A 15834-nucleotide genomic window follows, 5' to 3' on the forward strand; every position below is an offset into this window, starting at 1 on the left:
GCCAACTTAGACTTTAAGTTGGCTTTTTTAATCAAGATTAATACCATCATTACCAGCTTGAACGCGGCTCTGGCCCATCGACATGCTGATTTAAAAATTGGCGCAAATGATCTAAAAAGTGCGCGACTTTAGGTGACAGATTAAGTCTCTCTAAATACACCGCATAGACATCTGCTGGTGGTGTTTCATAGTCCGCTAACACCTGAACCAATCTACCACTTCTTAAATATTTCGCTACGTCCCACTCTGCTCGCATCAAAATTCCGTAGCCTTCTAAAGCCCAATTTAATGCGACTGCCCCATCATTGGTACTCAGTTGCCCATGAACTTTAACAGTTTCAACTTGTTTGCCATGACTCAACCGCCAATTCCCATAAGCTGAATCATTTTGCCGAATCACAATACACTGATGCTGCGTTAAATCATGGGGAGTGAGCGGTTGCCCTGCCATTTTTAAATAGCTAGGTGATGCACATAATAAACGGCGGTTGGCTGCCAATTTTTTGGCAATGAGACGCGAATCGGGTATTTCACCAAAGCGGATTGACACATCAATGGCTTCATCTGGCAGATTAATCGGGCGATCAGTTAAATGCAGTTGGACATCGACATCAGGATAGATTTTGGCAAATGTAGAAATCGCTGGAGCAATATAAGAACGACCAAAGCCTAAAGGCGCATTCACACGCAATACCCCTTTGGGTGCTGCTCGACTACTTGAAACCAAACGCTCCATTTCATCGATCTCTTTTAAAATACGAACCGCATTTTCAAAGTAGACCTCACCTTCACTGGTTAAGCTAATTCGGCGTGTTGTTCTATTTAAAAGCCTTACTCCCAAACGCTCTTCAAGTTGAGTTAAACGTCTAGAAACCGCAGGTGGAGTCAAGTTTAACTCTCGTGCCGTCGCGACAAGACTTCCTTGTTTAACCAATAAACAAAAGAAAGCTAATTCCGTATCTGCATTCATAATTATTAAGTTTTTTGCAATAGTGATTTAACTTTATATCGATTCATCAGTTTTTTAAAGGGTTTAACATCCATTTCATTGTTTCCCGACATAAGCCGTCTCTTGTTTAAGAGCATAAAAACGTCCGCAGAAGGAATGCTGTGGATGAACGGGAAAAAGCCATCTAGCCGAATGAATAGCGGTAAAGAAAGCGAAAACTACCAATCAGGATTGGTAGTCATGAATATGGAGTCATGACATGGAAATGGATATTGAAAAGCGGACGTTACGTCGAATCACGTGGAGAATCGTACCGTTTATTATGTTGTTATACCTTGTAGCCTATATCGACCGCGTCAATATTGGCTTTGCAGCACTCACCATGAAAGAAGACCTAGGCTTTACAGCCTCAGTTCTCGGGTTTGGTGCCGGAATTTTCTTTTTGGGTTATTTCTTATTTGAAGTCCCATCCAACATTATTTTGCATAAAGTCGGTGCCCGTATCTGGATTGCTCGAGTCATGGTGACTTGGGGTCTGATTGCAGCGGGAATGGCATTTGTAGAAAGCTCAACCAGCTTTTACGTTATGCGATTTTTACTCGGTGTTGCCGAAGCGGGTTTCTTTCCCGGCATTATTTTGTACTTAACTTACTGGTTTCCTGCACGCCATCGCGCTGGTGTGATTGCTTTATTTATGGCAGCCGCCCCAATTGCCACAGCAGTTGGTTCACCAATCTCAGCCGCGTTACTTGAAATGCATGGAATTTGGGGACTCGCTGGCTGGCAATGGATGTTCATTATTGAAGCAATACCAGCACTCATCTTAGGCGTTGTGGTTTTTAAATATATGACTGACCGTCCTGAACAAGCCACTTGGTTAAAACAGGATGAACGCGAATGGCTTGTAAAAACCATGAAGGAAGAAGATGTAGGGAAAAATGCACCTCAGCATCACAGCATTCTTCGCGGTCTTGCCAACCCACGAGTACTTGCCCTTGCATTGATTTATTTCGGAACGTCAGCTGGGCTTTATACCCTCGGCATCTGGGCACCACAAATTATTAAACAGCTTGGTGTAACGTCTATGACTGTCGGGCTTTTAAATGCCATTCCACCAATCGTTTCTGTCATTGCCATGGTTTTATGGTCTCGACACTCTGACCGCACCAATGAACGTACATGGCATGTTGCTCTTGCATGTTTAACCGCAGCAGTTGGTCTCGCAATTGCAGCTGGAACACACAATGTCATTGGATTAATTGCAGCACTTACCATTGTGAATGTCGGTATTAGCTGTGCCAAACCACCTCTATGGAGCATGCCAACCATGTTCTTATCAGGATCAGCCGCAGCAGCAGGCATTGCCACGATTAACTCAATCGGAAATTTAGGTGGGTTTGCAGGCCCTGCGATGATCGGCTGGATTAAAGATCAAACTGGAGACTTCACAGGTGGACTCTATTTTGTGGCAGGCCTACTCATTATTTCGACCTTACTGACACTAGTGCTGAGCTTCTCCCAAAAGGTGAAAGTAAACACTGCCAAAGCCACCCACTAACCCTATTTACATCAATTAGATCTGAATAAGTTTCTTCAAGGAGCACAACATGGACAAAGATATTGCAGTCCAGTCCCTTACGGACACCATGGCCAAATTTACGGCTTATATTGGAAAACGCTTACCCAAAGATGTGAAAAGCAAGTTAATTGAACTTCGTACTTTAGAAACTAATCCATTGGCTAAATCAGTTTATGACTCGATGGAAGAAAATCAGCAAGCTGCCGATAAACTCAACCGCCCAAGCTGCCAAGACACGGGTGTCATTCAATATTTTGTTGAAGCAGGTGCCAATTTCCCTTTGCTTGGCGAACTTCAAGATATTTTGAGCGAAGCAACTGCTGAAGCAACACGCATAGGTCCATTACGTCACAACGCTGTTGAAACCTTCGATGAAAAAAATACGGGCACCAATACAGGTACTCAAATTCCATGGTTAGACTGGCGTATTGTGCCTGAACTCGACACTTGTACCATTGATGTCTATATGGCTGGTGGTGGTTGTACCCTACCGGGTGCAGCAAAAGTTTTAATGCCAGGTCAAGGCTATGAAGGTGTTGCTGAATTTGTGATGGATGTTATTACCGAACGCGGTGTAAATGCCTGTCCGCCTTTACTGGTTGGTGTTGGCGTATCAACTTCGGTTGAAACCGCAGCTCGACTTTCTAAGCTCGCCATTATGCGTCCGGTTGATTCAACAAGTGATAATCCACGCGCAGCCTTAATGGAACAACTGTTAGAACAAGGTCTTAATGAAATTGGTATTGGCCCTCAGGGACTCACAGGTAATAACAGCGTGATGGGAGTCAATATTGAATCTTCTGCACGCCACCCATCAACTATTGGGGTTGCCGTAAATACAGGTTGCTGGGCACATCGCCGTGGCAAAATTAAGATTAACCCAGATATGTCTTATGAAATCTTATCTCATGAAGGAGTTGTACTATGAAAAAAATTCTGACCACTCCTATTAAAGATGAAGATCTTTTAGACCTTAAAGTCGGTGATGTCGTTTATTTGACTGGCCGTTTGGTAACTTGTCGCGATGTTGCCCATCGCAGACTAATCGAACAAGGTCGAGAACTACCAGTTAACCTTGAAGGCGGAGCGATTTTTCACGCTGGCCCTATTGTGCGCAAGAAAGGTGAAAACGACTTCGAAATGGTTTCGATCGGACCGACAACCAGTATGCGGATGGAAAAATTCGAACGGGAATTTATCAAACAAACTGGCGTTAAGCTTATTGTAGGTAAAGGTGGCATGGGACCAGAAACAGCTGCTGGATGTCAGGAAAATATTGCCGTTCATGCAATTTTTCCAGGCGGCTGTGCGGTACTCGCAGCAACCTTAGTTGAAGAGATTGAAGGTGCTGAATGGCAGGATTTAGGTATGCCAGAAACTCTTTGGATAAATCGAGTGAGAGAATTTGGTCCGCTCATTATTTCTATCGATACTAAAGGCAACAACCTGATTCAACAAAACAAAGTTGAGTTTCAAGCCAAGAAAGCCCCGATTTTAGAAAAAATTAGCAAACAGCTGAGCTTTATTAAATAAACCACTCTTTAGATGAAGGGAAAGCAAAAGCACCCTTCATCTTTTATTTTTGTACTAAACGCATGGCATGAGGTGTTTTCCCATGCCATCTTTTATAAGCATGAATAAAACTAGCAGGTTCCGCATAGCCTAACCACTCAGCAATCTGCTCGATAGATACTTTAGGCAAAGCTAGATATTGCTCAGCTAGAACTTGTCTGACTTCTTCACGTATTTGAATAAAAGTCATTCCTTCAGATGCCAAGTGACGGCGTAAAGTACGAATATTTAAATGCAAACGTTCAGCTACGATTTCCATAGAAGGCATTTCACCTCGCACAGTCATCAATTGCTGTTGTACTAAATTAATAAATTTCTTTTGGGTTTGACGCTTATCTAAAATTTGTCGACATTGTTCTTCTGCCGTATATAGCACCAGCTCATTTGCCATTTGCAGCTTTTGATTAATTTTCTGTGCATCAAGCAGAACAAAACTTTTGCTAGAACCAAATTCAGGCATGACCCCAAATAATTTTTCATAAGCCTCTAAATGATCTGTAGGTTCAAAAGAAAAAGCCAAATATTGGCAAAAGTTATCTTGTACGAGGTCGCGTTGCACCGTAATAAGAGCGGCAGCATCGCGTTCAATAATAAATTGCCTAACCAAAGATGGAATTCCTTCCTCTTCAATATCGACACGTGTTCCTGCATCAGTATCTGAAACTAAAAAACGGGTAAACGCAAAAGTAAGTGAAAAATAAGTGAGAGCTAAATCAAGCGCTTCACGAATGCTGGCACTACTCATCAGCGCCATACCTAATGGCCCAAATGTTGTGAAATGATAGCGTGTACCTACTTCTAAGCCCAACACTGGTCGGTCTGGAAACTGTGCAACCAGATTATGAATGAGCTGTAATTCCTGTTGCCCTGACACCACCATATTCGGGTCAAGCAACTGCTGTTGACTCAATCCTGTTCCATCTAAAATGGTCTGATAAGAAGCTCCTGCTTCTACTGCAAAATCAGCCATGAGTCGGACACTATGTATGCTGCGTTCAAATGCCCAAGCGTACGTCACTGTACTTTCCAAAATGTCCTCGAATCACAATATTTTGTCCTCATCCATCCTCTAAATCAAGTTAATAAACGTCTATTCTGCATACAGGAAATTGCGATTCTTTCGCCCACTGTTTTTAAGGATTTAGAGCAGCCTATGTTTAATTCGTCGACTAATTCAAATAAAAATGTACGCATCGCCATCATTGGCACTGGCTTTGGTGGTCTAGGACTTGCCATTCGCCTCAAACAAGCAGGTTTTGAACAATTTACCCTATTTGAAAAAGCTGCCGATGTCGGCGGTGTTTGGCGTGACAATACATATCCGGGTGCTGCCTGTGATGTGCCTTCTCATCTGTATTCCTTTTCTTTTGAGCAAGAACTTGGTTGGAAAAATCGCTACGGGACATCTCAAGAGATTTATCAATATTTACGCCACTGCGCCGATAAATATGACCTTCGCCCACATGTTCAATTTAATACTGAAATAGCCAGTGCTGAATTTGATGCTTTGCAAGGTGTATGGCACATTCAAAGTACTTCTGGTGAACAGTTCGAAGCTGAATTCTTAGTAGGCGCGGTAGGCCAACTCAACCGCCCTGCCTATCCAAAACTTAAAGGTATTGAAAACTTTAAAGGTAAGGCTTTTCACTCAGCGCGTTGGGATCATGACTATGACTTAACTGGCAAACGTGTTGCAGTGATCGGTACAGGTGCAAGCGCAATTCAGTTTGTACCTGAAATTGCAAAACAAGTGGCTCACCTAGACGTTTATCAACGTTCAGCACCTTACGTGATTCCAAAACCAGATCGGGTTTACCAACCTTTAGAGAAAAAGGCTTTCCGTAAATTACCTATTTTGCAAAGTCTGGACCGTGCTTTGCAATATGGACACCATGAAATTCGCCTACTTGCTTTTACCACTTCACTTAATGAAATGCCTTTGGTGGAATATTTATTCCAACGCCACATCCGTAAAGTCGTTAAAGATGGGAAGTTACGCCACCGTTTAATGCCAGATTATCCAATTGGTTGTAAACGTATTTTAATCTCTAACCATTGGTATGAAACACTGACTCAACCTCATGTCGATGTGATTAATACTGGCATTCAAGAAATTACCGAAAACGGCATTTTAGATACGGAAGGAAAGCTACGTGAAATCGATACCATTATTTATGGTACAGGTTTTGCCGCAACCGAATTTATGGCGCCAATGCAGATTACAGGTCTTGATGGTCGCACCTTAAAAGACACATGGAAAGATGGTGCAGAAGCTTATCTCGGCTTAACTGTGAGCGGCTTTCCAAACTTCTTTATGCTTTATGGTCCAAACACCAATCTTGGGCACAACTCAATTGTCTATATGATTGAAAGCCAAGTGAATTATATTTTAGATGCCATTCAAACAACCCTACAAAATAAACTTCTGTTCACCAATGTTCGTACAGAAGTTCAACATGAGTTTAATCAAAGCATTCAAGAAAAAATGAAGAAAACTGTCTGGGCACAAGGTTGTACTAGTTGGTATCAAACTGCTGATGGCAAAAATACCAATAACTGGCCGGGCTTTACCCTTGAATATCGACAACGCACTCGTCGCTTCGATGTTGAAAACTACACTCAGGTTTCGGCTATTTCTTAATAAAGCTTCACCATAGGAAATGAGAAAAATAAACGGAGAATTTTATGAAGTCTTTTAAAAATAAAGTCGCAGCTGTGACAGGTGCTGGCTCTGGTATTGGACAAGCAATTGCCATTGCACTCGCAAAACAAGGTTGCCATCTGGCACTTTCCGATATTAGTGAAGCTGGATTAGCTAAAACAGTCGAGCTGTTAACGCCTTATTCAGTCAAAGTAACCACACAAAAAGTCGATGTGGCTAAGCGTGATGAAGTTGCAACTTGGGCAAAGGCAGTTGTAGATGAACATGGCCAAGTTAATTTGATTTTTAATAATGCAGGTGTCGCAATAGGCAGTACGGCTGAAGGTGTGAGCTATGAAGATCTTGAATGGCTGATTGGTATTAATTTTTGGGGCGTAGTTTATGGCACCAAAGAATTTTTACCTTACTTAAAGCAAAGTGGTGATGGGCATATTATTAATATTTCCAGTATGTTTGGCTTAACAGCTCAACCAACTCAAAGTGCTTATAACGCTAGTAAATTTGCCGTTCGTGGCTTCACTGAATCCCTACGCCAAGAACTCGATCTACAAAATGCTGGAGTGAGTGCGACTTGTGTGCATCCGGGTGGTATTCGTACCAATATTGCCAAAGCTGCCCGCATGAATAATAGCGTCCAGTCTTTAGGAATGGATCCTTTAAAAAGTCAGGATGCTTTCGATAAATTACTTCGCACCCCTGCTGACGATGCCGCTCAACAAATTTTAGAAGCTGTTCGTAAAGACCGTCGCCGCTTACTCATTGGAGCCGATGCGAAAGCCGTTGATGTGATTCAACGTATTCTTCCTCAGGGTTATCAAAAGATTTTTGCAACCGCGACTGCCTTGCAAACTCGTCTACTCAACAAATCAGCAAAATAAAAACAGTGGTCAGCATACTCTTTATTTTAAGAGATGCTGACTGAGATTAAATGCTTAGTATGAGTCCTTATTATGAAGCAGCTTCTTGCATGGACTATTCGTACCACGCTACGTCCAGCTTTATCCCCTAAAACACCACTTAAGCTACAACGTTTTTGTAGCGATGCAGCCAGTGCAATTGTGCTTGGGCCACGTGGCTATAAAACAAAAAAGCAAACAATTGATCAAGTACCGACAGTTCATATTCAGCCCAAAACGACTCAATCAGGCCTCGGCATCTTGTATTTACATGGCGGTGGCTATGTGGTGGGTAGCTCAAAAAGTCACACTAAGCTTGCTGCTCAAACTGGACATGCAGCTCAAGCACAAGTCTGGTTACCTGAATATCGTCTAGCCCCAGAGCACACAAGTCCTGCTGCTATTGAAGATGTGGTTGCAGTCTATAAAGCTCTACTTGCTCAAGGGCAGGACCCGAAAAAACTCGTGATCGCTGGCGATTCTGCGGGCGGTGGACTGAGTTTAAGTACTGCAATTGCGATACGGGACGCAGGGTTACCTTTACCAGCGGCTTTAGTTTTACTCTCGCCTTGGGTTGACTTAAGTCTTTCAGGAAACACGATGAAAACTCATGCAGCTCAAGATGCGATGTTGTCAGAAGACTGGTTAGCGTGGTGTGCAAAAAACTATTGCGGACAAAAATCGACAACCGATCCAACCTGTTCCCCACTCTATGCCGACTTAACTGGATTACCGCCTGTTTTAATTCATGTCGGTACCGAAGAAGTCTTATTAGACGATGCAAAACGGCTCGCTAAACAAACCGAAAAGTATGGTATTCCGACGAATTTGAAGGTTTATGACCGAGTCGGACATGTTTTTCAATTTCACGCGGGTATACTAAAAGAATCTAATGACTCGATTGAGCGCATTAGGCAATTCATTGATAAACATACACAGTCAATATAAAAATATCGCCAGAGAGGAGTCCTCGGCATGACAACAAACAATTATGACTATGATTACCTCATTATTGGTTCAGGCTTTGGTGGTAGTGTTTCTGCCTGCCGTCTAACCGAAAAGGGCTACTCAGTTGCTGTAATGGAAATGGGGCGACGCTGGGAAGCTAAAGATTTTGCTAAAAATAACTGGAATACCCGTCGCTGGATTTGGCGCCCGGGCATGAAACTTTTCGGTTATTTCAACATGCGTTTTTTTCGCCATGTCACCATTATTTGCGGTAATGCTGTAGGCGGTGGCTCAATTACCTATGCCAACACCCTACTGGTTCCACCTGAACATATTTGGGATGAAGGCACGTGGGCAGATGCGGCGGACTGGAAAAAAGAAATGCCACAGCACTATGCTGAAGCAGAACGTATGCTTGGGGTGACTGATAATAAAATTTTCGGTCCTGCCGATCATATGCTAAAAAAAATGGGCGACGCAGTTGGTGTTGGACATACGTTTAAACCGACTCGTGTTGCAACTTTCTTTCCCCCCGAAGGTGAACAAGGTGGCAAGACCTACCCTGACCCGTACTTTAACGGCGAAGGTCCAGACCGCGGAACTTGTACGGCATGTGGCGGCTGTATGACAGGTTGCAAACACAACGCAAAAAATACATTAGATAAAAACTATTTGTATTTTGCCGAAAAAAATGGCGCCAAGGTTTACGAAGAAACCAAAGTTGTTGACGTTAAACCACTTAATGGTAAAGCCGATGGCAGCGATGGCTATGAGGTCACGACTGAATGTTCAAGCTCATGGTTTAATAAACAACGCCGTACATGGCGTGTTCGTAACGTGATTTTCTCAGCATCTTCTTTGGGCACGCAAGAAATGTTGTTCCGTTTAAAACAATCAGGTTCTCTGCCAAATATTTCTGATGATTTGGGTAATCGGGTTCGTACTAATGCCGAGTCGATTTTAGGTGTTCGCTTTTTTGGTAAAGATGTCGACATGAGCAAGGGTGTTGCCATTGGTTCAAGTATTTATCTTGACCATGACACTCACATTGAAGCGACTCGTTACCAAACTGGCTCAGATGCTATGGGCCTCATGTGTACTTACATGGCTAAAGGCAAACCGGGTTGGACACGTATTTTCTTTTGGTTATGGGCACTTATTTGCCATCCATTTATTTTCCTTCGCATGAGTAACCCTGTAAGTTTTGCACGTCAAACCTTAATTTTCTTGGTGATGCAAACAGCTGATGCCTCAATTAACATGCGCTTGAAACGTAATTGGTTCTGGCCTTTTGGCAAGGTATTATCGAGCGAAGGTAAAAAACTACCTGTGTATATTCCACAGGCCAATGCATTTACCGAAAAAGTCGCAAAAATGTTTAACGGTCACCCAATGACGACCATTACTGAAATTTTATTTAACGTGCCTTTTACAGCCCACTGTATGGGTGGTTGTGCGATTTCTTCAAGTCCAGAGCGTGGCGTGGTAGATGGACAAAACCGTGTCTTTAACTATAAAAACTTATACGTTGTAGATGGTTCAATGTTAGGTGCAAATTTAGGGGTTAACCCAAGTCTTACCATTACAGCTCTTGCGGAACGTGCAATGTCGTATATTCCAGCTAAACATACTTTGGATGAGCAGCAAGGTGATCAAACAGTGACAGAGTCTTTAGAGATCACTAAAGCTTCTGCCTAAAATAGAAATTTGTTTTATAAAAAAAAGCCTATTAAAAAATAGGCTTTTTTCTTTCGCTTTCTAAATTACATCGCCACGGCTTTAGCACGAGCTGCATGCAATTTTTTATAGCTCTCAATCAGACGTAAATGGCGATCAAGTCCTTCTAGTTTCATGCTTGTTGGTGTTAAACCATAGAAACGAACGCTACCATCGACAGAACCTAATACCGCATCCATTCGCGTGTCACCAAACATACGACGGAAATTCGTAAGGTAGTCTTCAAGCTCTAGTTCTTCATCTAACATCACTTCAAGCACCACGTTCATGCACTGATAGAACAAGCCACGCTCAACGGTGTTGGTGTTATATTGCAAGTAAGTTTCGACAAGCTCTTTTGCTTCTTCAAACTGTTGTAAAGCAACATAAATCAACAGTTTCAATTCTAAGATTGTGAGCTGTCCCCAAACTGTATTGTCATCAAACTCAATACCAATAAGTGTGGTAATTTCAGTATAATCGTCTAGCTCACATTCCTCTAAACGCTCAACCAATGCCTCAAGCTGCTCATCATCCAAACGATGCAGATTTAGAATATCTTCACGGAATGAAAGTGCCTTATTGGTATTGTCCCAAATCAAATCTTCAACGAGATAAATTTCTGAGTAATCCGGTACTAAAATACGGCAAGCAGTCGCACCTAAGTGCTCGTACACTGCCATATATACTTCTTTGCCCATCTCTTCGAGAATGCCGAACAATGTTGCAGCTTCTTCTGCGTTCGACTCTTCGCCTTCGCCAGAAAAATCCCATTCAACAAAGTCATAGTCAGATTTAGAGCTAAAGAAGCGCCAAGATACCAAACCGCTTGAGTCAATAAAGTGCTCAACAAAGTTGTTCGGCTCAGTGACCGCATTACTTTGGAAAGTCGGTTGAGGTAAATCATTTAAGCCTTCAAAACTACGGCCTTGAAGTAATTCAGTCAGACTACGTTCTAACGCAACTTCAAAACTTGGATGCGCACCGAAAGATGCAAACACACCACCCGTGCGCGGGTTCATTAAAGTCACACACATTACAGGGAACTGACCGCCTAACGATGCATCTTTAACTAATACAGGGAAACCTTGCTCTTCTAAGCCTTTAATACCAGCAACAATACTTGGGTATTTTGCTAATACGTCTTCAGGAACATCTGGAAGTGCAATTTCACCTTCTAAAATTTCACGTTTTACAGCACGTTCAAAAATTTCTGACAAGCATTGAACTTGGGCTTCTGCCAAAGTGTTCCCAGCACTCATACCATTACTTAAGTACAAGTTTTCAATTAAATTTGATGGGAAATATACAACTTCACCATCAGACTGGCGCACAAAAGGTAACGAGCAAATGCCACGCTCTACGTTGCCTGAGCTGGTGTCATATAAATGTGTGCCAAGTAACTCATCATCTGGGTTATAAATCTCAAGACAATATTCATCTAAGATTTCTTTAGGTAATTCACCATTTGGACCCGGTTTAAACCATTTTTCATCTGGATAATGTACAAATTCAGCATTGGCAATTTCTTCACCCCAGAACTGGTCGTTATAGAAGAAGTTACAGTTTAAACGCTCAATAAACTCGCCTAATGCAGACGCCAAAGCACTTTCTTTAGTTGCGCCTTTACCATTGGTAAAACACATCGGAGACTGTGCATCACGAATGTGTAATGACCATACATTTGGCACGATATTACGCCAAGACGCGATTTCGATCTTCATGCCCAAATTTGCCAAAATGGCAGACATATTGGCAATGGTTTCTTCTAATGGCAGGTCTTTACCTTGAATATAGGTATGGCTTTCTGAAGTTAGACTTGGCAATAACAATGCTTGTGCATCTGCATCGATGCTTTCCACTTCTTCAATAATAAATTCAGGACCAGTTTGAATCACTTTTTTAACAGTACAACGGTCAATCGAACGTAAAATCCCTTGGCGATCTTTCTCTGAAATATCGGCTGGTAATTCAATTTGAATTTTAAAGGTTTGCTTATAACGGTTTTCAGGATCAACAATATTATTTTGCGATAAACGAATGTTATCGGTTGGGATATCTCGAGCTGCACAATACACTTTTACAAAGTACGCTGCACACAATGCTGACGATGCTAAAAAATAGTCAAATGGGCCCGGTGCCGAACCGTCACCCTTGTAGCGAATTGGTTGATCGGCAATTACCGTAAAGTCATCGAACTTAGCTTCCTGTCGAAGATTGTCGAGATAATTAACCTTGATTTCCATGCTGGCACCTAAATATTTTTATGTGTCAGCACAGACACATAAAATTCTAAATATTGAAAAATAAGCCGAATCACAGCGAAGAAATTGACTTAAAAAAATGAGAGATTAAAGCCATGTGTTTAATGAGAGACTCAATTGGCTTTAATAAGATTGGCGGTATTATAGAGGGATTTTGTGCAGTTGATAACTAAAGTTAAAACATTGCTGCTCACAATGTTTTAACTTGTCTTGAATTTAGTTAAATATTGAACGTTAAAATTTAAAGGTGTAATCAACATTCAACCGCGTTTCATTGGTCGAATGAAATGTCATATTACTTGGCATATCGTTGCGGTAGTGAGAAAAACGGGCTCGCATTCCCAAACCTTTTAACTTACCCTCAGGAATTTTATAACCCAAATCAAATTCCATCGACTCCTCTTTAAAACGTTGGTCGCCATATTGCAATAAATCAATGTCTTCACCTTTTGCATAGCGAGTCATAAAACGCAGTCCGTTTAATGAAACATCGCCTAATCGGGCATTTTTAAAGTCATATTCATAACGAATTGAGTAGACTTTTTCATCTTTATTTGAATAGTCCGAACTCATAAAATCAAGCACGACTGGACTTTCAGTTCCCGACAAAAATGGCAGACCTGTCGAGCCAAACGACTGCATATAGCCCAAAGAAACCGTATGGTTTTGATAGTTCAAACCAAATAAACCACTCATATGGCGGTTATCGACCTCTCCTATTTTTTTGCTTCCAGTTTCTTCACTATTAAAAAAACGCACGTCACTTAAAAAATTAAGCTGGTCATTTAAAGGCTGTTTTCCGTTAAAACCCAAAAATTGTTGCTGGTAAATGTCTTTGAGTTCGGCATGGTAAGCGCGTAAACGGTAGTCCTTTAACTGATAACTTCCTCCCAGCGTGTAAAAAGAATCAGTGGTTGCCGCCTTGTCAAAACGACGGTTGATATTGTCCGTTCCAACATCGGTATAACGAATGGAATCGCGCTGCCGCACTTCATCGACATAAAACCCTTCGAGTTGAAGATTTGGAATTTCATTTGAAACAAAGCGAATACCGCGATAAGTCTGTGGGAACAAGCGCGCTGGCGATGAAAATATGGTTGGTAATTGCGGAACTAGATCACCCACAAAAAGCTCATTTTTCCTAAATTTAGCCTTCCCTGTAATACCAATTTTTCCATAATAATCGTCACGCGAGTTATCAGTATTGACGGGTAATAAGCCACTACGTGCATAGTCATCAGCCCGATTTCCCATCAGGTTAAAACCCGCCATTGCCAGTACATCAACACCGAATCCAACTGTTCCTTCGGTATAACCCGACTGTCCTTTAAAAATTAGACCCTGCGCCCAATCTCTGGCAGCTGTATAGGGATATGGATCTTTTTTATAGTCTCGGTCAAAGTAAAAATTACGCAGTGTTAGCTCAGCTTTACTGTCTGCAATAAACTCCGCATGCACAACTTGACTAAATAATGGGCACAAGCATACCCCCACCCACAATGGTGTCTTTTTCATTTTTTATCTCAACTATTTAATTTTTAATGGATTAAGGTGCTGTTTTAAGCGAGTAGTTCTGCTCTTTCTTACTTCGGTAAAAAGCGCTACCTAGACTTAAAATCAGGAAAATAGCCAAAATAAAGACCACACCGTAATAGGCATAAAGCGTTGCGGGCGCAATACCTTTATCCAGAAAAATACCTGCAATCGTTGGCGATAAAATTGCCCCAATACGGCCAAAACCAATGGCATAACCCACACCGCGACTACGGATTTCGGCGTCATAAATTGTTGGAGAAATAGAATATAGACCTGCCACACAGCCATTAATAAGTGTGCCGAGTAATAACCCCACCATGAGTGCAATGCTGACTTGAGATGAGACTGTGACAAATAGAAAAACACATGCAGACGTTAGCCCTAAAAATAGGCTTAAGGCATAGAAAATTTTTATGCGTGATGCGAGTAAACCAATAATGGCTGCACCGAAAATACCGCCAATACTAATTAAAATACCTGTACTTACCCCTTGCTCTGGTGACATTCCCATTGAAATAAGAATTTTTGGTGTCCAGCTCATGACAAAGTAAAAGCCAAACATCACTAAAAAGAATGCAAACCAAAGGCAAAGTGTTTGAAATCCCAGTTGCCCTGCAAATAATTTGCTGAGTTCACTGCCATTTTGCGTACTCATTTTTTCATAGCGCGGCATAACTGATAGTTCGTTAAGCCCCATGCGGTTTACAGTTACATTAATTCGTTCTAGTGCCTGTTTTGGTCGTTTCGCGAGTAAGTAATCTAAAGATTCAGGCAATAACCATACGCTGATCAGCAACATTGCAATGGTGGTGATTCCACCTGCTAAAAAGATTGAGCGCCAACCTAAATGCTCAATCAGTGCCAGTGATAGTACTCCGCCCAGTGTTGCACCAATTCCATAACCTGTAGACATTAAGCTCACTGCAAGACTGCGCCAGCGAGCATTGGCATATTCACTTGCTAACACATTACTACTCGCAAGAATCCCACCCACCCCAATTCCGGTAATAAACCGCAGAGCTGCCAGCATGCCGTGGCTTTGTACAAAAGCACATCCCAACATGCTGAGACCTGCAATCACAAGACAAACTAAGATGAGTAAACGACGACCAATTTTATCGGCTAAAGGTGCAAGAAAAATGGAACCGGCAGCCATTCCAAAAAGACCTGAGCTAAGCAACAAGCCAATTTGTGCGCCTGAAAGTGACCATTCTGCCGAAACAGATGGAGCGGTAAATGCCATCACCATCACGTCAAAGCCATCAATAATATTGAGACAAATACAGATCAAAATGACGAACCATTGATAGCGGCTCATGTTGTTTTGATTGATCTCACTTAGAACGTCTCTTTCCATTTGTGTATCTCCATTGGATAAGACATACACACGACATTGCTGATATGAGCGATTGGGTGGTTATGCACATCCGTATCCATAATGACCTAGAGGAATATTTGTTTTTGAGCATCCTGCTCTTTTTCTATACTGAATATTTGGATCCAAAAAATCAACTAAAATTATAAATGAATTATTAAAAAGTATATAAATGTATAAATTATATAACTATAAAATTATTAAAAAACATAAATCAGAAAGCTTAAATATTTTTATGGATCCATATTAAAAAATCTATTATGATCGATTCAAGAGCATTTTTTAGCCAAAAAAAGCTCAGTTTATTTCTAGGAAATGCAAGATGCATTTATAAAAC

At 41.6% G+C, this 15834-nt stretch carries 12 protein-coding genes; 7 read left to right on the top strand and 5 right to left on the bottom strand.

All coding sequences use genetic code 11. The features are described 5' to 3' along the window. Positions 1–49: 49 nt before the first annotated feature. On the bottom strand, positions 50–970 hold the full coding sequence (locus I7H67_RS00210) for a LysR family transcriptional regulator (RefSeq protein ID WP_016141783.1): 921 nt from the start codon (positions 968–970) through the stop codon (positions 50–52). Positions 971–1208: 238 nt separating this feature from the next. Between I7H67_RS00210 and I7H67_RS00215 the strand changes: the two genes are divergently transcribed. Genes I7H67_RS00215 through ttdB form a run of 3 tightly spaced genes read left to right on the top strand, consistent with a single transcriptional unit; the run spans position 1209 to position 4061 of the window. Further along, complete coding sequence (locus tag I7H67_RS00215; protein WP_086400112.1) at positions 1209–2507, top strand: MFS transporter; 1299 nt, start codon at positions 1209–1211, stop codon at positions 2505–2507. A gap of 49 nt (positions 2508–2556) precedes the next feature. After that, on the top strand, positions 2557–3456 hold the full coding sequence (gene ttdA, locus I7H67_RS00220; protein ID WP_002163154.1) for a L(+)-tartrate dehydratase subunit alpha: 900 nt from the start codon (positions 2557–2559) through the stop codon (positions 3454–3456). Next, positions 3453–4061, top strand: coding sequence for a L(+)-tartrate dehydratase subunit beta (ttdB, locus tag I7H67_RS00225; RefSeq protein ID WP_000722967.1), 609 nt, complete (start codon positions 3453–3455; stop codon positions 4059–4061). The genes ttdA and ttdB overlap by 4 nt, the downstream gene beginning before the upstream one ends. Positions 4062–4104: 43 nt before the next feature. Here ttdB and I7H67_RS00230 read toward each other — a convergent pair whose 3' ends face one another. Then, positions 4105–5118: an AraC family transcriptional regulator gene (locus I7H67_RS00230; RefSeq protein WP_035331466.1), complete on the bottom strand. Its 1014-nt coding sequence runs from the start codon at positions 5116–5118 to the stop codon at positions 4105–4107. A 135-nt stretch (positions 5119–5253) separates the two neighbouring features. On the opposite strand from I7H67_RS00230, the gene I7H67_RS00235 reads away from it, so the two are divergent. The 4 genes from I7H67_RS00235 (at position 5254) to I7H67_RS00250 (ending at position 10304) form a co-directional block, all read left to right on the top strand. Next, entirely contained in the window at positions 5254–6741 is a 1488-nt protein-coding gene (locus I7H67_RS00235; RefSeq protein ID WP_198306764.1) for a flavin-containing monooxygenase, read from the top strand. Positions 6742–6785: 44 nt separating this feature from the next. Next, positions 6786–7640 (top strand): SDR family NAD(P)-dependent oxidoreductase, encoded by an 855-nt coding sequence (locus I7H67_RS00240; protein ID WP_057074190.1) that lies wholly within the window; start codon positions 6786–6788, stop codon positions 7638–7640. A gap of 72 nt (positions 7641–7712) precedes the next feature. After that, a complete protein-coding gene (locus I7H67_RS00245; protein WP_198306765.1) occupies positions 7713–8606 on the top strand; it encodes an alpha/beta hydrolase in 894 nt (297 codons plus the stop codon). A gap of 27 nt (positions 8607–8633) precedes the next feature. Beyond that, entirely contained in the window at positions 8634–10304 is a 1671-nt protein-coding gene (locus I7H67_RS00250) for a GMC family oxidoreductase (protein ID WP_198306766.1), read from the top strand. 65 nt (positions 10305–10369) lie between these two features. On the opposite strand, the gene I7H67_RS00255 is transcribed toward I7H67_RS00250, so the two are convergent. The 3 genes from I7H67_RS00255 to I7H67_RS00265 form a co-directional block, all read right to left on the bottom strand. Next, positions 10370–12568, bottom strand: coding sequence for an OsmC domain/YcaO domain-containing protein (locus I7H67_RS00255; RefSeq protein WP_198306767.1), 2199 nt, complete (start codon positions 12566–12568; stop codon positions 10370–10372). A gap of 252 nt (positions 12569–12820) precedes the next feature. After that, positions 12821–14101, bottom strand: coding sequence for an OprD family outer membrane porin (locus I7H67_RS00260; RefSeq protein ID WP_198306768.1), 1281 nt, complete (start codon positions 14099–14101; stop codon positions 12821–12823). Between the two features lie 31 nt (positions 14102–14132). Continuing rightward, entirely contained in the window at positions 14133–15479 is a 1347-nt protein-coding gene (locus tag I7H67_RS00265; RefSeq protein ID WP_198306769.1) for an MFS transporter, read from the bottom strand. Positions 15480–15834: the final 355 nt, after the last annotated feature.

The sequence above is a fragment of the Acinetobacter sp. ACIN00229 genome (assembly GCF_016106645.1).
GTDB classification, from domain to species: Bacteria; Pseudomonadota; Gammaproteobacteria; order Pseudomonadales; family Moraxellaceae; genus Acinetobacter; species Acinetobacter oleivorans.